At 71.4% G+C, this 20385-nt stretch carries 20 protein-coding genes; 10 read left to right on the top strand and 10 right to left on the bottom strand.

What is annotated here, in order from left to right:
• The 5 genes from HNR68_RS00720 to HNR68_RS00700 all read right to left on the bottom strand — a co-directional run bounded on the left by HNR68_RS00720 (nucleotide 1) and on the right by HNR68_RS00700 (nucleotide 3912).
• A complete protein-coding gene (locus HNR68_RS00720; RefSeq protein ID WP_179716594.1) occupies nucleotides 1-261 on the bottom strand; it encodes a hypothetical protein in 261 nt (86 codons plus the stop codon).
• 218 nt (nucleotides 262-479) lie between these two features.
• A complete protein-coding gene (locus HNR68_RS00715) occupies nucleotides 480-1295 on the bottom strand; it encodes a hypothetical protein (protein WP_179716592.1) in 816 nt (271 codons plus the stop codon).
• Nucleotides 1296-1406: 111 nt separating this feature from the next.
• Nucleotides 1407-1742, bottom strand: a complete 336-nt coding sequence (locus HNR68_RS00710) for a PRC-barrel domain-containing protein (protein ID WP_179716591.1) — start codon at nucleotides 1740-1742, stop codon at nucleotides 1407-1409.
• Nucleotides 1743-2268: 526 nt separating this feature from the next.
• Complete coding sequence (locus HNR68_RS00705; protein WP_179716589.1) at nucleotides 2269-3072, bottom strand: alpha/beta hydrolase; 804 nt, start codon at nucleotides 3070-3072, stop codon at nucleotides 2269-2271.
• Nucleotides 3073-3207: 135 nt separating this feature from the next.
• Complete coding sequence (locus HNR68_RS00700; protein WP_179716587.1) at nucleotides 3208-3912, bottom strand: DUF4232 domain-containing protein; 705 nt, start codon at nucleotides 3910-3912, stop codon at nucleotides 3208-3210.
• Between the two features lie 363 nt (nucleotides 3913-4275).
• Between HNR68_RS00700 and HNR68_RS00695 the strand changes: the two genes are divergently transcribed.
• The gene (locus tag HNR68_RS00695; RefSeq protein WP_179716585.1) at nucleotides 4276-5067 is read left to right on the top strand and encodes a GH25 family lysozyme; all 792 of its coding nucleotides are present in this window, start codon (nucleotides 4276-4278) and stop codon (nucleotides 5065-5067) included.
• Nucleotides 5068-5142: 75 nt separating this feature from the next.
• Here the strand turns inward: HNR68_RS00695 and HNR68_RS00690 are convergent, their stop codons facing one another.
• Nucleotides 5143-6213 (bottom strand): CopD family protein, encoded by a 1071-nt coding sequence (locus tag HNR68_RS00690; RefSeq protein ID WP_179716583.1) that lies wholly within the window; start codon nucleotides 6211-6213, stop codon nucleotides 5143-5145.
• Between the two features lie 922 nt (nucleotides 6214-7135).
• Here HNR68_RS00690 and HNR68_RS00685 point away from each other — a divergent pair.
• From HNR68_RS00685 to HNR68_RS00670, 4 genes are read left to right on the top strand one after another with little or no spacing between them, the layout of a single operon-like run.
• Nucleotides 7136-8077 (top strand): DMT family protein, encoded by a 942-nt coding sequence (locus tag HNR68_RS00685; RefSeq protein WP_179716581.1) that lies wholly within the window; start codon nucleotides 7136-7138, stop codon nucleotides 8075-8077.
• Nucleotides 8074-9303: a glycosyltransferase gene (locus HNR68_RS00680; protein WP_179716579.1), complete on the top strand. Its 1230-nt coding sequence runs from the start codon at nucleotides 8074-8076 to the stop codon at nucleotides 9301-9303. Before HNR68_RS00685 ends, HNR68_RS00680 begins: the two co-directional genes overlap by 4 nt.
• Nucleotides 9304-9309: 6 nt before the next feature.
• Nucleotides 9310-10212, top strand: coding sequence for an alpha/beta fold hydrolase (locus HNR68_RS00675; protein ID WP_343049868.1), 903 nt, complete (start codon nucleotides 9310-9312; stop codon nucleotides 10210-10212).
• Nucleotides 10209-11360: a glycosyltransferase family 4 protein gene (locus tag HNR68_RS00670; protein ID WP_246330364.1), complete on the top strand. Its 1152-nt coding sequence runs from the start codon at nucleotides 10209-10211 to the stop codon at nucleotides 11358-11360. Before HNR68_RS00675 ends, HNR68_RS00670 begins: the two co-directional genes overlap by 4 nt.
• Before the next feature lie 67 nt (nucleotides 11361-11427).
• Here the strand turns inward: HNR68_RS00670 and HNR68_RS00665 are convergent, their stop codons facing one another.
• Nucleotides 11428-11850 (bottom strand): peptidase inhibitor family I36 protein, encoded by a 423-nt coding sequence (locus HNR68_RS00665; RefSeq protein WP_179716577.1) that lies wholly within the window; start codon nucleotides 11848-11850, stop codon nucleotides 11428-11430.
• A gap of 195 nt (nucleotides 11851-12045) precedes the next feature.
• Here HNR68_RS00665 and HNR68_RS00660 point away from each other — a divergent pair, with 195 nt between their 5' ends.
• On the top strand, nucleotides 12046-12336 hold the full coding sequence (locus HNR68_RS00660) for a YrhK family protein (RefSeq protein ID WP_179716575.1): 291 nt from the start codon (nucleotides 12046-12048) through the stop codon (nucleotides 12334-12336).
• A 12-nt stretch (nucleotides 12337-12348) separates the two neighbouring features.
• Here the strand turns inward: HNR68_RS00660 and HNR68_RS00655 are convergent, their stop codons facing one another.
• From HNR68_RS00655 to HNR68_RS00645, 3 genes are all read right to left on the bottom strand, one after another.
• A complete protein-coding gene (locus HNR68_RS00655) occupies nucleotides 12349-12705 on the bottom strand; it encodes an SH3 domain-containing protein (protein WP_179716573.1) in 357 nt (118 codons plus the stop codon).
• A 288-nt stretch (nucleotides 12706-12993) separates the two neighbouring features.
• The gene (locus HNR68_RS00650) at nucleotides 12994-14586 is read right to left on the bottom strand and encodes a solute symporter family protein (protein WP_179716571.1); all 1593 of its coding nucleotides are present in this window, start codon (nucleotides 14584-14586) and stop codon (nucleotides 12994-12996) included.
• A complete protein-coding gene (locus HNR68_RS00645; protein WP_179716569.1) occupies nucleotides 14583-15002 on the bottom strand; it encodes a DUF485 domain-containing protein in 420 nt (139 codons plus the stop codon). The genes HNR68_RS00650 and HNR68_RS00645 overlap by 4 nt, the downstream gene beginning before the upstream one ends.
• A gap of 687 nt (nucleotides 15003-15689) precedes the next feature.
• Between HNR68_RS00645 and HNR68_RS00640 the strand changes: the two genes are divergently transcribed.
• From HNR68_RS00640 to HNR68_RS00625, 4 genes are read left to right on the top strand one after another with little or no spacing between them, the layout of a single operon-like run.
• Nucleotides 15690-18614 (top strand): nitrate- and nitrite sensing domain-containing protein, encoded by a 2925-nt coding sequence (locus tag HNR68_RS00640; RefSeq protein ID WP_343049867.1) that lies wholly within the window; start codon nucleotides 15690-15692, stop codon nucleotides 18612-18614.
• 54 nt (nucleotides 18615-18668) lie between these two features.
• Nucleotides 18669-19094, top strand: a complete 426-nt coding sequence (locus HNR68_RS00635) for a roadblock/LC7 domain-containing protein (RefSeq protein ID WP_179716567.1) — start codon at nucleotides 18669-18671, stop codon at nucleotides 19092-19094.
• A gap of 7 nt (nucleotides 19095-19101) precedes the next feature.
• Nucleotides 19102-19680 carry a DUF742 domain-containing protein gene (locus tag HNR68_RS00630; RefSeq protein WP_179716565.1) on the top strand — a complete coding sequence of 193 codons (579 nt, stop codon included), beginning with the start codon at nucleotides 19102-19104 and terminating at the stop codon, nucleotides 19678-19680.
• Nucleotides 19661-20287 carry a GTP-binding protein gene (locus HNR68_RS00625; protein ID WP_179716563.1) on the top strand — a complete coding sequence of 209 codons (627 nt, stop codon included), beginning with the start codon at nucleotides 19661-19663 and terminating at the stop codon, nucleotides 20285-20287. The genes HNR68_RS00630 and HNR68_RS00625 overlap by 20 nt, the downstream gene beginning before the upstream one ends.
• Nucleotides 20288-20385 lie beyond the last annotated feature (98 nt).

The raw sequence follows: 20385 nt of genomic DNA, 5'->3' as shown, positions 1-20385 counted from the left end.
CTACAGCCGTCCCGCGTAGGCCTCGGCGGAGGACATCGTGGCCTGGATCGAGCCCTGCGCGCCGTTGATCACCTGCATCACCTCGGCGAGCATGCCGTGCGCGTGCTGCATGTCCTCCTGAGCGCTGCCCTGGGTCGCGGAGAGGAGCGCGGATTGGGCCTCTTCGAGCACGAGGTTCGCCTGTTGCAGGGCGGCGATGCCCTCCTGCATCTTCTGGTTGGCCAGCGAGATGCCTGCGCGAACTTCTTCCACGCCTGCCATGTGGGTCCGGTCCTCCGAGGGGGCGGGGGCTGTGACGGTCCACAAGTTAGCGGCCCGCCGGGCCGGTGGCGCAGGCAGGGGCGTGCAGTTGATCACAGACTGATCGCGGTGCGTGACGACCTGCGGAGTTGATCGTCCGGAAGGGCGATAGGAGGCGAGCGTGCTTCGCATCCCGCGCCGGAGCGGGGGAACGGCGTCCCGCAGTGTGGGAGGAGCGGTCAGCTCCGGACGACCTCCACTGTGGACCTCGCGGTCACCTCGATCGCCGCGATCCCGGACGGCGGGAGCGGGGCGGCGGACCACCGCGCGCTCGCGCTCTCCCCGTCGTCGGTGACGCGGGACCACCCGCCGCCGCCGAGGACGGCGACGGCACCGAGGACGATCTCCTTCGGCTCGCCCACCGCCGGGCCGAGGTCCAGGGAGACCCGCACCACCGGCGGTTCCGCCGAGCACCCGACGACCTCGGTGGTGCGCGACAGCCGGCCGGCCAGGGCGCGCGCCTGCCACTCCGCGCCCGCGCGGCGGTCGGTGACCACGTCCACCACCAGCGCCAACCGGGGGCGCGGGCGGCCCTGCTCGTCCCGCTCGCCCACCACCGGTGCGGGCGGCGCGGGCGGCTCGTCGGGGTCGACGGGCTCGGTGCGGCCGAACACGAGCGTGCCGCCGGCCCACGCCTCGACCAGCATCCGCTCCCCGCCGCGGACCAGCGCGCCCACCAGCTCGGGGTGGTCCACCACGGTCCACGCGGTCGGCGGCTCGCACGCCACCCGGTGGCGGGCGTAGTCGGGGCCCAGCTCCCGGAGGAAGTTCCGCACCGCCCGGGACAGCCCGGCCACGTGCTGGCCGGTCTCCGCGCTCGCGCGGCTGATCGTGACCGAGAAGCAGCCCGGCTCCTCGTCGGAGCAGTCGCCCGAGGCGACGATCCGGCCGCCCACGGCCTGCACCAGCTCCCGGCACGCGGCGCGCGCCGAACGCTCGTCGTCGGCCCCGACGACCACGGTGATCAGCAGCTCGAGCTCGTTGTTCGCACCCATCGCACCGGGCATTCTCGCGCACGATCACGAACCGGCGGAACGGTGATGGTGCGTGAGCCGCCCGACCCCCGAGCGGCTCTCGTCGGTCGCCGCTCCCGGGTGGTCGGTCGCTCAGAGCGCGTCGACCGCGTCGCTCTGGTCGATGCCGTAGTAGTGGTAGAGGTCGCGCCCCTCCTCGGCGGAGAGGTGCCCGCCCTCGGCCTCCACGCGCGGGGCGTTGCGCACCCGGTCCTCGTCCACGCCGAGCTCCAGCCGGTTCTCCTCGGTGGTGGCGCCGGCGAGCGGCACGAAGGTCTCCTTGATGCCGAGGAACCCGAGCCGGACGGTGATCCACTCGGGCCGGTGCGTGGTGTCGTCGACGTAGACGTTGCCGACCCGGCCGATCCGCGCTCCGTTGCGGTCGAACACCGGTGTGCCGATCAGGTCCTGAGCACGCGCGACGTTCATGGCTGCCTCACTCGATCCACCCCGACCGGGCGGCCAGTTCCGCCCGTGGCCGACGCCAGTCAGCTCCCCCAAGCTGCCCGCACGAGGGTTGACCTGCAACTTCGCAAGCGACACGCCTCACTCGACCCGGTGGTGATCGCGACTGGGACCGTCGGCTGGTGCTGGCCACGACGACGCCCGGTCGACCACCACGACGAGGCACCTGACGGGGTGAACGTGCGACCGTCACCCCCGGTACGCCGCGATCGGGCGGCAGGTCCGCCCACGACGGAGCGCGTCCCTTGGGGCGGGCGGCGGCTGATCGCTGCGTCGGGCCTTCCGGCGACGAGGCGCTGCTGGATCGCGAGCGCCCTGTCACGTCCACTGAGGACGTCCGATGAGGACGGAGCGGCGCCTTCGCCCGGCGCGGCGCGGGATCCGTCAGCCGTGAGCGGCTCACGAACCCCGCGGTCGTCCGGCTCGTGTCGCCGTTCCCCAGGCACGGCGGCGGATCCCGCGGGCCGACGCGGGATCGTCGCGCCGTGGTTCAGGAGTTGAGAGCTCGGGCGATGAAGGTGAGCACGTCGTTCATGACCTCTTCCTTGTTGGTCTCGTTGAACAGCTCGTGCCGTCCGCCCGGGTAGATGTGCTCGTGGAAATCGTCGCCGCGGATGCGGTCGATGCCGGTCCGGGTGTCGGCCTCCGGCACCAGCTCGTCGTCCTCGCCGTGCACCCACAGCACGGGCTTCTCCAGGATCGGGCCCTCGTTGATGGCCAGCAGGCAGTCGTCGATCGCCTTCAGCGTGGCGCGCTTGAACGGGCCGTGCCAGACCAGCGGGTCCGCCACGTAGGCCGCGCCGACCTCGGGGTCGCGGGACAGCGTCGCGGGATCGATCGGTGTGTCCGGGATCTCGTCGTGCTCCAGCAGGTCCAGCACGTGCCAGGTGCCCAGCACCGGCGCGGAGAGCACCACCGCGGCCAGGTGCTCCTGGTGCTCCTGCGCGTAGCGGGCGGCGAGCATCCCGCCCATCGAGTGTCCGATGAGGACGACCGGCAGGTCCGGGTGCTCGGCGGTGACCTGCTGCCGCAGCGTCTCCAGATCGGCCACGATCGCCTCGGCGTCGGTGAAGTGGGCGCGCTCGCCCTCCGAGCGCCCGTGCCCCACGTGGTCCGGCGCGTACACCAGCGCCCGGGCGGCCACCAGCCGCTCGGCGACCCACTGGTACCGCCCGGAGTGCTCGCCGTAGCCGTGCGCGATGAGCGCGATCCAGCCGGGGTTGGCGCCGGCCCACTCCCGGACCACCAGCGTGCCGTGGCGTCCGGCGATCTCTCGATCCGTTGGCTCGATCATGGTGCCACCCCAGCACAGATCATCGTCCGAGCCAAGCGCCGCGCCGCACCGTGCGCCGTGCGGTGAGCCCGGCTCGCTCGGCGGCAGGACCCCGGTGGTCGACCCGACTCCGTGGTCCGTGGAGTGCTGCGCGCGTCACTGGTGGTAGGCGGTGCCGTCGATGGTGCCGAAGCCGCAGACCGGGCCACCGGTCCAGGTCACCGGCAGGGCGTCGGTCTCGTCGGGCGGGATGACCATGAGCCGGGCCGCGGTGGGCGCGCACGGTCCGTCGGTCGGCTCGCCCTCGTGCGGGACGGCCGTCCAGTGCAGGGTGGCGCTCGCCGACTCGCCCGGGGCCAACGTGATCAGCGACGGCCCGGGGTTCGGGGTGCGCACCGCGTTGGTCGGGATCGGCTGGCCGTTCGCGTCGACCAGCTGGAACCCGCCGTAGCCGTACAGGGTGCAGGTCTCACCGCTGCTGTTGGTCAGCGTCAGCTCGGCGTAGCGCTGCCCGGCCCCGGCATCGGGGTTCTGCAGCGAGCCGGTCAGCATCGAGGTGTGGCAGCGGGTGCCGGCCTTCGGCTCCGGGGCCTCCCGGGTCGCCTGGTCGGTCGCCCCGGTCGCGGCGGCGCTGGCGGAGAGCCCGGGTGCTGGGGCCTCCGGGGACTGGGCCTCCGGGGACTGGGCCGGCGGCTGCAGCCCCATGGCTGCCGTCTGCTCGGCGTTCGGCATCGGTGCCGTGATCACCTCGCCGGTCTGGGTCGCGGCCTGGCCGCACCCGGCGACCAGCCCGGCGACCAGCAGGGCCCCGGATGCCTGGAGCGTCCGCAGCATGGTGCTCCGCAGTCGATGCGCGGTCATGACGACCACCTCCCGTGCCCGCCCTGTGCGGCGGGATCCGTCGATCACTGCTCTGCTGTTCTGGAGACGCCCGGCAGGCGGGATGGTTGCCTGCGGTGCTCCTCGCCCGCTCGCAGCCGGCGGCGCGATCCGTGGTGCGTTGCGCTGCCCGGGTGAACCGTGGTCCGTGCCAGGGTGGTCTGATCGTGTGCATTCCGCCCGGTCGAGTACCCCGTTCTTCGCAGCACGTAGCGCGTCGGCCGGAAGAGTTCCCAGATCCGGTGCATCGATCGGGTGGGATCTTGACCTGTTCGGCGGGTCTGTGTTCGCAGGTGTCTCCGATATCTTGGGCCCGCGACCAGGCCGACAGCAGGGGGTAGAGAGATGGCCGAACGCATTCCCGGCATCGACGTGGCCCGCTATCAGGGGGAACCGGACTGGGGGGCGGTCCGCGGCGCCGGATACGTCTTCACCTACATCAAGGCGACCGAGGGCGTCGGCTACGTGAGTCCGACGCTGGACGCGCAGCTCGCCGGGGCCCGCGAGGCGGGCATGGTCACCGGCCTCTACCACTTCGCCCGCCCGGACACCAACTCCCCGGAGCAGGACGCGGCCGACTTCGCGGCCCAGCTCGCGCGGCTCGGCGCCAGCGCCGCCGGGAACCTGCCGCCGTGCTTGGACATCGAGAAGGAGGGGCCGGACCTCGGTGCCTGGGTGAAGGGGTTCATCGACGCGATCCGCGGGCACACCGGCCGCAACGAGGTCGTCGTGTACGCCTCGTCGTCCTGGTTCCAGGACAAGCTCGCCACCGACACCTGGGTGGACCCGGGCGTCATCCTGTGGGTCGCCCACTACGGTCGTCCGCCGGGCGAGCCGGGCTACCTGACCGACCGCGTGATGATCCACCAGCACGCGTCCGACGGGCAGGTGCCGGGCATCAGCGGCAACACCGACCTCAACGTCTCACTGGTGCCCATCGAGGTGCTCACCGGGGCGGGCGCGCCGCCGCCCCCGCCGCCTCCGCCGCAGGAGGAGACCTACGTGGTGCAGCCCGGTGACACGCTGTCCGAGATCGGCGCGAAGCTCGGGGTGGACTGGCGGGAGATCGCCCGCGTCAACGGCATCACCAACCCGGACCTGATCTACGTCGGCCAGGTGCTGAAGATCCCGCGCTGACCCCGCCTCGGCGAACAGCTGCCACCTCCGCCTCGCACCGCCGCGCGGGGCGGGGGTGGTTCGCGCCTTCGCCGGTCAGACGACGACGGGAGCGCGGGAGAGGACCACGCCCAGCCCGTAGGCCACGCCCATGAGCGCGACCTCGGCGGCCGCCCAGCCGAGCAGCGCGGTGCGCTGGTGGCGGGCGATCCGGGGCAGCAGGCGGAAGCGCATCTGCGAGGCCACCGCCGCCAGCGCCAGCAGGCACCCCACCTTCGCCAGCAGGATCCGCCCGTAGCCGGTGCCCACCAGGCCGAGCAGCCCGGTGTCGGGCGTGATGACCAGCGTCATCAGGCCGTTGAACAGACCCGACACGGCGACCACGACGATGGCGGTGGTGGCGAGCGTGGAGAAGCGCGGCAGCGCCTCCGCCAGCAGCCCGCGCCGCGGCGCGACGAACACGGCGATCGCGACCAGGCCGCCGGTCCACAGCGCCGCACCGATCACGTGCAGCTCCACCGAGAGCATCGAGAAGTCGTGGTAGCGCCAGTCCGTGGCGTGGCCGGTCAGCGGCATCGGCAGCAGGCCGAGCAGGGCGACCACCGTGCGCAGCTCCGCGGGCACCGACTCGCCGAACCGGACCGCCAGCAGGCCCAGCACCGCGCACGCCAGCGCCGCACCCGCGCTGACCAGCAGGCCCGTGCCGGCCGGGACGCCCACGACGTAGTCGACGAGCTGCGGGACCGTCACCTCGCGGTCCGGGCGCAGCTCCGCGGCCTGCAGCACCAGGGACACCAGGGCGGCGAGCATCCACAGCAGCGCCGTCACCACGGTCGTGCGCCGGGCCAGGACCACGATCGGCTCGGTCTGCCTCGGGCGGTCGGGGCCGAGCAGCTTCGGCAGCAGGCTCAGCCCGACCGTGGCCAGCGCGGCCAGGTCGAGCGCGACCCGGGTCACCGGCAGGCCGTAGCGCACCAGCGCCGGCGGGTCGGGCAGGCCCGGGACGGTGCCCACGGCGGTGACCGCGGTGCTGACCAGGGCCGCGAGCAGGGCGCCGCCGGCCAGGGCGAGCACCACGGCGACCCGCGCGCCCGCGCCGCTGCGGGCCGCACTGGAACGGTCCGAGCGCTCGGTGCCTCGGGCGGCGGCATCAGGATCGGTGGCCACGGACGCATCGTCTCACTCGGACGAGCGGCCATCCGCGGTTCGGGACCGAAAAATCGATCACCGGTGGTGACTGGATTGTTCCGGTGCGCGATTCGCGCGCGTGTTGCGTGATGTTGTCGAGGTGTCGTCTCGGTCACTCGGCGGAACTGCGGAGTTGATCTTCGGAATTGCGATCTCCGCAGTTCGCGGCGCATTTCCCCGCCACACGGCGATTCGTCGCGGAAGGAGTTCCACCGCTCCGCGCGAAGGCGGGGGCGGGCGGGGTGGCGTTGCTGACGATGTCCTCAGCAACGTTGTTCTAGAGTCGAGCTCGTGTATCCGGCGGGCAGCGCAGGAGCGCACGCGGGGGGCGCGCCCGACGCACCTCGGTCGTGCGCGGGTGCAGCGGTTCCAGGACCGGCGAGGTCTCTGCCGGTCGCGGCCCGTCGGCTTCCGTTCACCGGCTCGGCCCACGCGCATTCCTCCGCTGTTCCTCAGAACGCGGTAGGAATGGCGCGCACCGCGTCGGCCGGTGTTCGGACCAGGGTGTGTGCGGGATCTTCCGGAGGTGACCCGAAGCACGACGCAGAATTCGATCTCCACTGGTCAACGGTGTTCACCGGGTCTTCTCCCGGGCGCCACGGCCCAGTGGCAGGTCTGGTTCGAGGAAGTGCGAGCCTGGAGCGTCTCAGGGAAATTGGGGGCTCGACCCCGGATGTGAGTCGGGCCCGCGAAGCGCGAGATTGATCGGTGTGGACGGACAGCGAAGGGAACCGGCGGGCCCCGGCTCGGGCAGCAGACCGCAGCGGCCTGTCTCGAGAGCGGGACGTGGCATGCGTCGCCGACTAGGGTGTTCGGTGGACGAGCGTTCCCGCAGCGTGCTGAAGAGGACTGAGCCGGTCGTGCAGCACAACTCGGATCCGGCGGCTGGGCGTGGTCGGCGATGACCGCGCTCGCGGTGGTGCTGGCAGCCCTGGGGGCCCTCGGGAACGCGGTCGGGGCGCGGATGCAGCACGCCGCGGTCCACGACACGATGGACGGCGCCGGCCTGGGCCTGCGGGTCCAGTCGAAGCTCGTCCGCAACCCGCGCTGGCTCGTCGGGCTCGCCACGCTCGGCTGCGGTGCGGTGCTGCACGCGTGTGCGCTGGGCCTCGCCCCGCTCAGCGTGGTGCAGCCGATCGGCGTGCTGGCGTTGCCGGCGACCGTGTTGCTCAACGTCCGCCAGCAGGGTCTCCGGTTCCGGGAGCTGAGCCCCACCGTGCTGTTCGCGGTGGTCGCGGCCACCGGCGGCGTCGCCGCGTTCGTCATCCTCGCCGCCGGCAGCGCGACCGCCACCCCGGTGTCCGGTGACGTGCAGATGACCGCGACCCAGCTGGTCGCCGCCGCGGTGCTCGCGGTGGGCGCACTGGCCGTGCTGACCAGGTCGAAGGTGCGCTGCATCCTCTTCGCCGCGGGGTGCGCGATCGCCTACGGCTACGTGTCGCTGCTGATGCGCGCGGTCGCGCAACAGCTCGGCACCACTGACCTGCTGGACATCAACCCGCTTCCCCTGCTGGGCATCGCCGTGGCGATGGTCGTGGGCGGCTGGCTGCTGCAGCACGGCTACGCCAGCGGACCGCCGGACCTCGTGGTGGCCTGCCTGACCGTGATCGACCCGATCGTCGCGGTCGGCCTGGGCATCGGCCTGCTCGGCGAGGCCGACCGGGTCAGCGCCTGGACCGCCACGGGGCAGGTCGTCTGCGCGGCGGTGGCCTGCATCGGGGTGTTCGCGCTCGCGCGCTTCCACCCCGACACCCAGGAGCGGCGCGTGCCCGCTCCGGTGACCGGCAGCAGTGATCTTGCCGGACCGAGTTCGACAGATCGTCCTGACGGGAGTTCCTCTTGACTTCGCAACCGCACAGCCGACCGCTGCGCATCGTGGTCGGTGCGACCACCTACCCACCCCACGTCAACGGCGCGGCGAACTTCGGGCACCGGCTGGCGACCGGGCTGTCCGCCCGCGGCCACGACGTGCACGTCGTCTGCCACTCGTCCGACCGGTCCGAGCACATCGAGGTCGAGGACGGCGTGACGGTGCACCGCGTGCCGTCCTACGGCTCGCCGTTCCACCCCGAGATCCGCGGCATCATGCCGTGGGAGGCCCGCCAGGCCGACGGGATCCTGGCCGGGATCCAGCCCGACGTCGTGCACGTGCAGTCGCACTTCTTCATCTGCCGCGGCCTGATCAACTCGGCCCGCAAGCGCGGTCTGCCGCTGGTGGCCACCAACCACTTCATGCCGGAGAACATCTTCGGCTACATCAAGGTCCCGCAGGCGCTGCAGGACGCGGCGAGCCGGCTGCTGTGGCACAACCTGGTCAAGCACTACAGCAAGGCGCAGCTGGTCACCGCGCCCACGCCCCGCGCCGTCCAGCTGCTGCACGACAACGGGTTCACCGACGTGGCGCTGCCGGTCTCCTGCGGCATCGACGTCGAGCGCTACCGGCGACCCGCCCAGCGGTACCGCGCTCAGCACCCGGACCCGGAGACCCGGACCGTGCTCTTCGTCGGGCGGCTCGACGAGGAGAAGCACATCGACGACCTGCTGCGCGCGATGTCGCTGCTGCGCACCACGGCCCCGACCCGGCTGGAGATCGTCGGCAACGGCAGCCGCCGCGAGGCCTTCGAGCAGCTCGCGAGGGACCTCGGGATACAGGACCGGGTGGTGTTCCACGGCTACCTCAGCGACGAGGAGCTGCTGGAGGCCTACGCGCGCGCCGACCTGTTCTGCATGCCCAGCATCGCCGAGCTGCAGAGCCTGGCCACCATGGAGGCCATGTCGGCGGGCACGCCGGTGGTGCTGGCCAACGCCATGGCGCTGCCGCACCTGGTGCAGCCGGGCCAGAACGGGTGGCTGTACCCGCCGCGCGACGTGCACGCGCTGGCCCGCGCCATCGACGACGTGCTGGCCGACCGCGCCACCATCGCCCGGATGGGCGCGGCCAGCGAGCGGCTGGTCTCCCGGCACGACATCGACGAGATCCTCGGCCGGTTCGAGTCGATCTACCACCACGTGATCGACCCGGAGGGGGCCGTCGAGCTCGACGAGATCCGCACCGAGCTGGCGAGCTGAGGCACCGTGGTCATCCCGGAACTCCGACCCACCGAGCGGGTGATGCAGATCAGCGGCGCTGACCTGCACTACTGGACCTACCACGAGGACCGCGAGGGCGCCGAGGCGCGGTCCGCGGCGGTCGAGACCGACACCGTGGTGATGGTGCACGGGCTGCGGGGCACGCACCACGGCCTCGAGCTCATCGCCGCCGGACTGCCCGACCACCGGGTGGTCGTCCCCGACCTGCCCGGGTTCGGCGACTCCGGGCCGATGACCGGGCGCCGGCACGACGTCGCCGGCTACGCGCACGTGGTCACCGCGCTCATCGAGCGGCTCGGCGGCCGGGAGCGTCCGGTCGTGCTGCTCGGGCACTCCTTCGGCTCGATCGTCGCGGCCCGGGTGGCCGCCACCAGGCCGGAGCTGCTCCGCAAGCTGGTGCTGGTGAACCCGATCGCCACCCCGGCGCTGCGCGGGCCGCGCGTGCTGCTGTCCGGGCTGACCTCCGCCTACTACGCGCTCGGCAAGCGGTTGCCCCCGCGGGCCGGGCAGTCGCTGCTGAGCAACCGCCTGGTGGTGCTGGCGGCGAGCCGGGCGATGACGCGCACCAAGGACAAGCAGCTGCGCGAGTTCATCGACGCCAACCACCTGCGCCACTTCAGCCGCTTCCACAGCCCCGCCCTGGTCAGCGAGACCTTCGAGGCGTCGACGACGCACACCGTCGCCGACCACGCCGACGACATCCGGACGCCCACGCTGCTCATCGCCGGGGAGTCCGACGAGATCGCACCGCTGGCGGGCCAACGGGAGCTGGCAGCCCGGATGTCCGACGCCCAGCTCGTGGTGATCCCGGACGTCGGGCACCTGGTGCACTACGAGACACCGGCAGAGGCCTCCGCAGCCGTCCGACGCTTCCTCGGAGCAGCATGACCAGCACTGGTGAGGACCGCGCGGCCCCCGCTGACCGACGAGCGGACCGGGCCGGGACGATGCGCGTCGTCGTCGACGCGCGCTGGACGCGCACCGACCAGCACGACGGGATCAGCCGCTACGGGGCGAGCCTGGTCGAAGCACTGCACCACCTCCACCCGGTGACGATGTTGATCCACGACGAGCGGCAGCTGCGGCTGCTGCCGGACGGTGTGCCGCACCTGAAGGTCAACAGCCCGTTCTCGCTGCGGGAGCTGTGGCTCTCGCGCACGCTGAACCGGTTCGGCGCCGACGTGGTGTTCAGCCCGTTGCAGGTGATCGGGGGGTTCCGCCGCAAGTACCGGCTGGTCCTCACGCTGCACGACCTGATCTACTACCGGCACCCGGAGCCGCCCGGGTTCCTGCCGCTGCCGGTCCGCATCGCGTGGCGGCTCTACCACACGGCGTACTGGCCCCAGCGCGTGATGCTCAACCGCGCCGACGCGGTGGTCACGGTCAGCGAGACGACCCGGAAGCTCATCGCCGAGCACCGGCTCACCCGGCGCCCGGTCGCGGTCGTCCACAACGCACCGTCGCCGCTGCCCGGCGGACCGGAGGACGGGCCGGACGAGGCCGGGGACGAGGCCGGAGGGCCTCGGGAGCTCGTGTACATGGGCTCGTTCATGCCGTACAAGAACGTGGAGACGCTGGTCGCGGGCATGGCGTTCCTCCCTGGGTACCGGTTGCACCTGGTCAGCCGGATCGCGCCGCAGCGGGAAGCCGAGCTGCGGGCGCAACTGCCGCCCGGTGCGGACGTGGTCTTCTGGCGGGGCATCGGGGAGCGCGACTACCAGCGGCTGCTCGGCCGGGCCAGCGCGCTGGTCACCGCGTCGCGGGACGAGGGTTTCGGGCTGCCGATCATCGAGGCGATGAACGCGGGGACGCCGGTGGTGTGCAGCGACCTCGAGATCTTCCGCGAGGTCACCGGGGGTCACGCGGAGTTCTTCGACCCGGACTCGCCGGAGGGCTTCGCCGCAGCGGTGCACCGGGTGGCCGATGCCCAGGTGCGCGCCGACCTGGTGGCCGCAGCTCGGGAGCAGGCGGCGAAGTTCAGCTGGGCGAACTCCGCCGAACGACTGCTGGAGCTGATGCGCGACCTGGTCCGCTGAGGTCCGTCCCGGCGAGGCGTCGGGGTCGCCGTCGCCGGGAGCGCACCGAGGGACCGTGCCCGCCGCGTCAGTGCGACCAGACCTTGACGGCCCGGATCACGAAGGGTGGCTGCGGCGCGTGGGTCTTCGCCGGGTAGGTGGTGAAGTCGGCGTCGGAGTCGCAGTGCGGGTCCTGGTAGGCGGTGACCGGGTGGTCGGTGTTGTTCACAAAGGACAGTGCCTCGCCCTCGTGCTCCAGCGTGACGCACTGCTCCATCGCGAACGTCGAGCTGTGGACGCTCACGTCGTGCCGCTGGCCGGTGAAGTCCTTCCCGGTGTACACGCAGAAGCTGCCGTCCGGGCACGGTTCCTGCGGTGGTGCCGCCGAGTGCGCGTCGGTGGAGCCGGCCAGCACGGCCCCGGCGACGAGCAACGCGGCGAGGAGTGCACGCACCACCCACGACGTGCGCTCGGCGGTCCGGTGCGCGGCAGCGGAAGTGGACGCGGACATGCGAAGTTCCTTCCTCATCAGGAGAATCGGGAGATCGCGGCCGGAACCGGCCTGCTGGGACCAAGATTGTCGGAGTCCGGTCGGGATCGCCAGCACCTGAGCTGGATACACCCTGACCGGGTGGACTTCACCGGCTGACCGTCCCGGCCGGTCCCGAGAACTGCGGAAACTCCGGGACCGGCCGACAATCGGACGATGAGCGACCCGGACGAGTCGAACGAGTGGGTGCTGCGGATCGGCCACGACGAGCTGGTGGTCCGGCAGCGCTACGAAGTGCTCTCCATCGTCAACGACTTCCTCATCGCGCTCTGGTTCATCATCGGCAGCCTGCTGTTCTTCAGCGAGTCCACCGCGACCGCCGGCACGTGGCTGTTCCTGCTCGGCAGCTGCGAGCTGGCGGTCCGCCCGGTGATCCGGCTCAGCCGGTACGTGCACCTGCGCCGGTACCGTCCGTCGGGACTGCGCGGCTCCGGCCAGGACTACTGAGCGGCACCCGGCTCAGAGGTAGCAGCCGCTGACGAACCCGGTGACCGAGGTGCGCCGGTTCGTCACCTCGAACCACTCGGAGTCCTCCGTGCCGTCGGAGCACCGGACCGCCTCGCCCGGCACCGACCGCCGGACCGACACCCGGTCGCCGGGGTCGCCCGACCCGCGCGCCTCGGCGGAGGTGCCGGGGGCCGACCGGATGAGCACTCCGGGCTCGGTGAAGTCCCGGCCCCGGAGCTGGTCGGCGGTCTTGGCCAGTGCCTCCCGGACGTCGGCGACGACCGTGCCGAACTGGGCCCCCAGCCCGGACACCGGCAGCGCGGCGGCGACGAAGGCGCTCAGCAGCGCGTTGCGGATGGCGGTGCGCATCGTGTCCCCCCGTTCCGCTCACTGCCCCGTTCCCCCTGCGTGCTCGGGGCGCCCGTGAGCGGGTCGGACCCAGTGTAAAGCGGCATTTCGGGCACTCGGCAGCATCCGATCGGGTAGCGCGACGGCGTGCGCGGCGGCCCGGAGACCGGTCACCGTCCGCGACGGCATCAGACCACCGTGGACATCCTGCGGAGTGAGCGGAGCGGACGCTCGACGCGACGCGTGCCGGGAACGACGAGAGGCCCGCAGGACGCCGGGGTCCTGCGGGCCTCTCGGGGGGACGTGCTCTCAGCCGACTCGCGAGCCGAGGCCGGTCAGCGAGCGGACCTCCATCTCGGCCCGGCGCTCCTCGTCCGCGTCCTCGTGGCCACCGAGGAAGGTGCCGATGATGCCGCAGACGAACGAGAACGGGATGGACACGATGCCCGGGTTCTTCAACGGGAAGAACGCGAAGTCCACGCTCGGCAGGATCGAGTCCGGCGATCCGGACACGACGGGGGAGAAGACCACCAGCAGCAGGCAGGAGGCCAGGCCGCCGTAGATGCCCCACAACGTGCCGCGGGTGTTGAACCGCTTCCAGAACAGCGAGAACAGCAGCGTGGACAGGTTCGCCGAGGCGGCGAAGGCGAACGCCAGACTCACCAGGAACGCGATGTTCTGGCCGTTGACCGCGATGGAACCCACGATCGACGCCCCGCCGATGACCAGCGCCGTCACCCGGGCCACCTTCACCACGTCCTCGGAGTCGGCCTTCCCGCGCCGGACGACGTTGGCGTAGATGTCGTGCGCGAAGGAGGCCGAGGCGGTCAGCGTCAGACCGGCGACCACCGCCAGGATCGTCGCGAAGGCGACCGCGGCGACGATGCCCAGCAGCACCGTGCCGCCGATGCGGTAGGCCAGCAGCGGCGCCGCCGAGTTCTCCGCACCCGGTGCGTCCTTGATCGCGTCGGTGCCGACCAGCGCGGCCGCGCCGTAGCCGATGACCAGCGTGCAGATGTAGAAGATGGCGACCACCCAGATCGCCCAGGCCACGGAGCTCCGGGCCTCGCGGGCGTTGGGCACGGTGTAGAACCGCATCAGCACGTGCGGGAGGCCGCCGACGCCGAGCACCAGGGCCAGCGACAGCGACACGAAGTCGAGCTTGGTCAGCTCGGACTCCCCGTACTGCACGCCGGGGGCGAAGATGTCCTTGCCGTTCGGGTTGTTGTCCGCGGCGCTCAGCAGCAGGTCGGTCATGCTGTAGCCGAACTTGCCGAGCAGGAAGATCGTGATCAGGACCGCGCAGAGCAGCAGCATGACGGCCTTGATGATCTGCACCCAGGTGGTGCCCTTCATGCCGCCGACCAGCACGTAGACCATCATCACCAGGCCGACCACGGCGATCACCAGGGCCTGGCCGAAGCCGCTGTGCACGTCGAGCAGCAGGGCGACCAGACCACCGGCACCGGCCATCTGCGCGATCATGTAGATGATCGTGATGGCCAGCGTGGAGGCGGCCGCGGCGGCGCGGACCGGACGCTGCTGCATCCGGAAGCTGAGCACGTCGCCCATGGTGAAGCGGCCGGTGTTGCGCGTCCGCTCGGCCACCAGCAGCAGGTTGATCAACCACGCGACCAGGAAGCCGATGGAGTACAGGAAGCCGTCGTAGCCGTAGACGGCGATGGCGCCCGCGATGCCGAGGAAGGACGCCGCGGACAGGTAGTCGCCGGACAGCGCGATGCCGTTCTGCGCACCGCTGAACGCACTGCCGGCGACGAAGTAGTCGCTGGAGCTGCCGCGGCTGCTCACGCGGTACACGATGAACAGCGTGATCAGCACGAACGCGGCGAAGACGGCGGTGTTGACGATCGCGTTGTCGCCAGGGACCAGCTGGTCGTTCATCGTTCGGGGTCTCCCGCGTGCTGTCGGATCTCGTCGACCTTGGGGTCGATGCGGCGGCGTGCGAACCGCAGGTAGAGCGAGGTCAGGATGACCGTGGTGACGAACTGGGCGACGCCCATGACCAGGCCGACGTTGACCTCGCCGAAGAGCCGCTGGGCCATGAAGTCCCGGGCGTAGGCGGCGAGCGCGACATATCCGACGTACCAGATCAGGAAAAACGCCGTCGCCGGGAAAACGAACCATTTCCACCTGCGGCGGAGCGCGCGGAATTCCTGGCTCTGCTCGATAGCGGTGAAATCGGGGCGTTCCCGGGTCGCGCGAACGGCGCTCTTGTCGATTGCTCCGAAGGCCGACCGCGGATTTCCGGGCTGGTCACGTGGGCTGCCGCGCAGCGCGGATTGCGTTGCGTTGCTCATGGATCCTTCCTGGGACTACGCGGTCCTTCCTGGGACTACGCGGTGGGCCCGCCGGGCGCGCGCGGGCCGACGGAGGCGGGAAAGTCTAACCACTTCCCGCACCGGACCGACAGTGTGGTGATCGCCACCCGGTCGGTCCCTTTCCAGCATCTCAGGTCGCGTCCGGCGGCTGAAGGCGGGTCTCCGCTCCACGGCGTGGTTACTGTCTGGTACTGCCAGGTCGGAGGGGGCGCGCGGCGGGCTCGACCGATCAACCAGGGCTTTCCCGCTGGGCGGTGCCGCGACGAGAGCGCCGGACTGCTCCGATCGAGTGAAAACGGTGGCGACTCTACGCCGACTTCGACCACTCGGCGTGACATCCCCTGTTTGCCGTAGTCGAATGGGAAAAAGCCCCCGGTGTTATCTCGTCACCTGGGGCTTATAGTGCTTGGGCATCGAAAGACAGCTGCGCGTCGGGAGAGGTAACGGTTCGGTACCGGAGTTTCGAATGCACCCGCCGGAGGTGCTAGTGGTGACTCTGAGTGTCGCCGGGCCCCTCGACGGCCGCTGGACTTCGCCCCCAGCCCACCCAGACGACGATTGCGGGACCGCACGCATGCGCCGTTCTCCAACCCATTGTTCGCCCGAGAGGCTCCCAGCCGCGCCTGAGCAGCGCGGAAGCCTGAGCTCGACGTCAGGAGGGCGCTCGTGAGCGAGGAGAAGCACGGGCGACTCCGCGACACCGTGGTCCAGTGGCGCAACTGGTCCCTGCCGGTCAAGCTCGGCGCCGTTGTCCTGGTGCCGGTCATCTTCGCGATCACGCTCGGTATCGGGCAGATCCGCTGGCAGGTCGACCGGGCCGACGAGTTCGCCCGCGTCGCCGAGGTGCTCGACGCGGTGGACCAGGTCGAGCCGCTGGTCGACGGCCTGCAGCTGGAACGCAACAGCGCGGTCGAGATCCTGGCCGGTGGCGGTGACCCCAGCGCCTTCGACCGGAACGTCCAGGCGGTGAAGGACGCGCGAGCCCAGCTGGACGAGACGATCCGCTCCTCCGACGTCCTGGGCCCGGTCGTCGTGGACCGCTTCCGCGAACTCCGGCCCAAGCTCGACGAACTCACCCAGCTGCGCCAGGGCGTGCACGCCCAGCAGTTGGAGCCCGCCCAGGCCATCGCCGCCTACAGCGACGTCATCAGCTCCGCGATGTCGCTGAACCGCGCGCTCACCGGTAGCGTCGCCGACCAGAGCCTGTCCAGCACCGCCTTCGCGATCCAGGACATGCTGTCCCTCATCGAGGAGGTCCGCGTCCAGCAGGTCTGGGTGCTGAACGGCCTCAGCGAGGGCAGCCTCGACCAGCAGGCCCTGCAGGCCCTGCAGGGCTCGCGCGCCCGATTGGCCGGCAAGATCGTCGACGCCCGCGCCACGGTCGCCGCGCACTGGCAGCAGCGCCTGGACAAGACGCTGCTCACGAAGCCGATCGTCGAGCGCAACCAGCTGCTGACCAAGATCGTCGTGGAGAGCACCGACGACGTCTACTCCGGCGAGTACTCGGTCTCGCGGGAGGACTGGAACCGCGCCAGCGACGCCTCGGTCCAGACGATCAAGGACGGTCGCGACGACCTCGCCGCCGAAGTCCGGACGATCGCGGCCCAGCTGGAGGACGACGCCAGCGACACCGCCGGTTGGGACTCGGTGCTGCTGCTGTCGGCGCTGATCGTCGCGGCCGCGATCATCGTGGCGATCGCCCGCCAGCTGCTCGGCTCGCTGCGCGAGCTGCGCACCAGCGCGCTGGAGGCCGCCGAGTACGAGCTGCCCGCGGCGGTCGACGCGATCCGGCAGGGCAAGCGCGCGGACGCCGCGGTGCGCCCGGTCCCGGTGGAGACCACCGACGAGGTCGGCGAGGTGGCCCGGGCGTTCGACGAGGTGAACCAGCAGGCGCTGCGCCTCGCGATCGAGCAGGCCGACCTGCGGCGCGGCTACAGCGACGTGTTCGTCAGCGTGTCCCGGCGCAGCCAGAGCCTGCTGGAGCGGCAGCTGCGGCTGTTCGAGGAGCTGGAGCAGGACGAGGAGGACCCCGACCAGCTCGCCCGCCTGTTCCAGCTGGACCACCTGGCCACCCGGATGCGCCGCAACAACGAGAACCTGATGGTGCTCTCCGGGCACGACCTGGCGCGGCGCTTCACCCAGCCCACCGACCTGGCCGACGTGCTGCGCGCCGCGGTCTCCGAGATCGAGCAGTACCCGCGCGTGGTGGTGCAGCCGCCGCCGGCGGTGAAGCTGCGCGGTCACGCCGCCAGCGACATGGTGCGGCTGATGGCCGAGCTGCTGGACAACGCGGCGAACTTCTCCGCCCCGGACACCACCGTGACGGTGTCCGGCTACCAGTCCGGCGACGGCACCGTGGTGATCGACGTGCTCGACCACGGCATCGGCATGGGCGAGGCGGATCTGGAGCGGGCCAACCAGCGCTTGGCGAAGGTCGACGAGGACGACCTGGCCACCTCCCGGCGGATGGGCCTGTTCGTCGCCGGCCGCCTGGCGGTGCGGCACGGCGTCCACGTCGAGCTGCACGGCGGCCCGGACGTCGAGGGTGTCCGCGCGACGGTCATGATCCCGTCCGAGCTCGTGGTGGGTGGTGAGTCCGGCACGGTCCTGACCCCCTCCGCGCCGCCGACCGGCCAGCGCAACGGCTTCGCGCACACCGAACTGCCGACGTCCGGTGAGCTGCCGCGCCGGACCCCGGCTGCGAACTCGCCCTGGCAGGAGCCGGGGTCGACGAGCCTGTTCGAGTCGCACACCCCTGAACCGGAGGAATCACCGACGGCGCACCTGTTCGACGCGCCGCTGGACATCCCGCAGCAGCCGCGGGCGATTCCGGGTGACTTCGACTGGCCAGGCGCCGAACCGCCCGCCGAACAACGGCAGGAGGAGGAGTCGCCCATCTACGAGGAAGTCTCCAGCCAGTGGTTCCAACCCGCGAGTGAGAACGCGTACTTCAAGGCGCACGCGGCGACCGGCGAGTTCAGCTGGCCCGGGGAGGAGGACGTCGTCGACGACCCGCAGCCGGAGGCCCCGGCCGCTTCCCCGCAGGCCGAAGCACCGGCCGCCGCGCCGCAACCGGAAGCCCCGGCCGCGGCCCCGCAGCCGGAGGCGCCACCGGTCACCGACGCCGGGCTGCCGCGCCGCACACCGCGCGCGGGCCAGCAGGCGACCACCGACGCACCAGCGGCTGCTGCCGAACCGGCCAGGCAGTCGCGGAGCCCGGAGGACATCAGCCGTCGACTGGCCCAGAACGGGGTCCAGTTCGGCGCGTCCACCGACTCCCGGGCCAACCAGGCCGAACCGGCCGAGCCCGAGCCGCGGGGTTCCCGCAGCACGGACAACGCGTGGAGCTTCGCCGCCGACAAGGCGCGTGAAGCCGCCGAGGCCGCGGCGAACCCGCAGCCCAGCGAGTTCACCAAGGCCGGGCTGCCCCGTCGCACCCCGAAGGCGCACCTGGTTCCGGGTAGCGTGGCGAGTTCCGAGCCGACCAGCACCGGGACGTTCCAGCGGGATGCGGACAGGCTCCGCGGTCGACTGGCCGACTTCCAGAGCGGTGTCAGCCGTGGTCGGCACCGAGCAACCGACGAGGATTGACATGGTGTCCGCAGCGCGAAGGCGTGATCACCTCGGCGACGAACAGGAGGTTGCATGAGTGCACAGATGATTTCCCGCAGGTTCGGCTGGCTGATCACCGACTTCGTCGAACGCGTGGCCGGCGTGGCGCACGCGATAGTGGTGTCGGCAGACGGGCTGGTGCTGACCGCGTCGGCGACCCTGCCCCGGGACCGGGCCGACCAGCTGGCAGCGGTCGCCTCGGGGCTGCTGAGCCTCACCCAGGGCTCGGCGAAGTGCTTCGAAGCCGGTCGCGTCATCCAGACCATCGTGGAGATGGAGCGCGGCACGCTGCTGCAGATGGGCATCAGCGACGGCTCGTGCCTGACCGTGCTCGCTGCCCCGCACTGCGACATGGGGCTGATCGCCTACGAGATGACCATGCTCGTGGAGCGGGTCGGCCAGATGCTGACCCCGGAGATCCGCTCGCAGCTGCAGGGCTCGACGGGCGCACTCGTGTGAGGATGCGATGAGCAGGAGACCAGAACCCCCGCGGGGGCGAAGACGCGACAGCAGTGACAGCGGCTTCGCCGACGTCGTCAACGCGTTCACCTTCGGCAGCAGCCCCAAGCGCAAGCGCAAGGGGCGGGACGAGGTCGAGCAGCACGACGACCCGCGCGGCGAGCGGTACGAGGCGCCGGAGCAGCAGTCCTACGTGGACCAACCACAGCAGTCCTACGTGGACGAACCGGTGGAGGAGCCTGCTGCTCCGGCCGCGTCGAGCATCCGCTCCTACACCTGGACCGGTGGGCGCACCAGGTCCACCCACAACTTGGAACTGGAAACCCTCGTTTCGGTCGGCGAGGGTTACCGCCCGGGCGCAGCAGTTCGACTGGAGCACCAGTCGATCGCCGAGCTGTGCCAACAACCCCGGTCGGTCGCGGAAGTGGGGGCGCTGTTGTCCGTGCCCATCGGGGTGGCCCGCGTGCTGCTGGCCGACATGGCCGAACTGGGGTTGATCACCGTGCACCACACGGTGAGCGAAAGCGGTAGCGCACCACACATGTTGTTGATGGAAAGGGTTTTGAGTGGACTCCGTCGGCTATAGCGCGCCCGGCCTCGGCTCCCCGCCGCAGCCCACCGGCAACGCCGGCACCACGTCGACCTCGGCGAAGATCGTGGTGGCCGGTGGGTTCGGTGTCGGCAAGACGACGTTCGTCGGCTCGGTGTCGGAGATCGTGCCGCTGACCACCGAGGCGGTGATGACCGAGGCGAGTCGCGGCGTCGACGACCTGGGGGCGACGCCGAACAAGGCCACCACCACCGTGGCGATGGACTTCGGTCGCATCACGCTGGCCTCCGACCTGATCCTGTACCTGTTCGGCACCCCGGGCCAGCAGCGGTTCTGGTTCATGTGGGACGACCTGGTCAAGGGCGCGATCGGTGCGGTCGTGCTGGTGGACACCCGCCGGCTGGCCGACTCGTTCTCGGCGGTCGACTTCTTCGAGGACCGCGGCCTGCCGTACCTGGTCGGGGTGAACTGCTTCGACGGGAAGATGCTGCACTCCATCGAGCAGGTCCGCGAGGCGATGGCGATCGGGCCGGAGGTGCCGATCGGCCCGTGCGACGCCCGCGACCGCGAGTCCACCAAGCGCACCCTCATCGCGCTGGTGGAGCACGCGATGCGGCACTGGAGCGCTCGCCAGTCGGGCTGAAGACGAACCGTGGGTGCGCGGCGGTGCGCGAGCACGGCCGCGCACCCACTGCTGTCAGCGGTGGGCCGCGTCCCACCCGCACGCCGCGCGGGACCTGC

Source organism: Saccharopolyspora hordei, from assembly GCF_013410345.1.
GTDB lineage: Bacteria > Actinomycetota > Actinomycetes > Mycobacteriales > Pseudonocardiaceae > Saccharopolyspora > Saccharopolyspora hordei.
Note: the sequence above shows the minus strand (reverse complement) of the source record. Positions and strands in the feature narration are given on the sequence as shown.

What these genes read in the sequence shown, in the direction of transcription:
- HNR68_RS00660 (WP_179716575.1), top strand. Translation starts at nt 12,046, where the DNA reads ATGAGCGACCCGGACGAGTCGAACGAGTGGGTGCTGCGGATCGGCCAC.
- HNR68_RS00670 (WP_246330364.1), top strand. Translation starts at nt 10,209, where the DNA reads ATGACCAGCACTGGTGAGGACCGCGCGGCCCCCGCTGACCGACGAGCG.
- HNR68_RS00650 (WP_179716571.1), bottom strand. Translation starts at nt 14,586, where the DNA reads ATGAACGACCAGCTGGTCCCTGGCGACAACGCGATCGTCAACACCGCC.
- HNR68_RS00710 (WP_179716591.1), bottom strand. Translation starts at nt 1,742, where the DNA reads ATGAACGTCGCGCGTGCTCAGGACCTGATCGGCACACCGGTGTTCGAC.
- HNR68_RS00665 (WP_179716577.1), bottom strand. Translation starts at nt 11,850, where the DNA reads ATGTCCGCGTCCACTTCCGCTGCCGCGCACCGGACCGCCGAGCGCACG.
- HNR68_RS00715 (WP_179716592.1), bottom strand. Translation starts at nt 1,295, where the DNA reads ATGGGTGCGAACAACGAGCTCGAGCTGCTGATCACCGTGGTCGTCGGG.
- HNR68_RS00635 (WP_179716567.1), top strand. Translation starts at nt 18,669, where the DNA reads ATGAGTGCACAGATGATTTCCCGCAGGTTCGGCTGGCTGATCACCGAC.
- HNR68_RS00685 (WP_179716581.1), top strand. Translation starts at nt 7,136, where the DNA reads ATGACCGCGCTCGCGGTGGTGCTGGCAGCCCTGGGGGCCCTCGGGAAC.
- HNR68_RS00645 (WP_179716569.1), bottom strand. Translation starts at nt 15,002, where the DNA reads ATGAGCAACGCAACGCAATCCGCGCTGCGCGGCAGCCCACGTGACCAG.
- HNR68_RS00695 (WP_179716585.1), top strand. Translation starts at nt 4,276, where the DNA reads ATGGCCGAACGCATTCCCGGCATCGACGTGGCCCGCTATCAGGGGGAA.
- HNR68_RS00705 (WP_179716589.1), bottom strand. Translation starts at nt 3,072, where the DNA reads ATGATCGAGCCAACGGATCGAGAGATCGCCGGACGCCACGGCACGCTG.
- HNR68_RS00720 (WP_179716594.1), bottom strand. Translation starts at nt 261, where the DNA reads ATGGCAGGCGTGGAAGAAGTTCGCGCAGGCATCTCGCTGGCCAACCAG.
- HNR68_RS00700 (WP_179716587.1), bottom strand. Translation starts at nt 3,912, where the DNA reads ATGACCGCGCATCGACTGCGGAGCACCATGCTGCGGACGCTCCAGGCA.
- HNR68_RS00630 (WP_179716565.1), top strand. Translation starts at nt 19,102, where the DNA reads ATGAGCAGGAGACCAGAACCCCCGCGGGGGCGAAGACGCGACAGCAGT.
- HNR68_RS00655 (WP_179716573.1), bottom strand. Translation starts at nt 12,705, where the DNA reads ATGCGCACCGCCATCCGCAACGCGCTGCTGAGCGCCTTCGTCGCCGCC.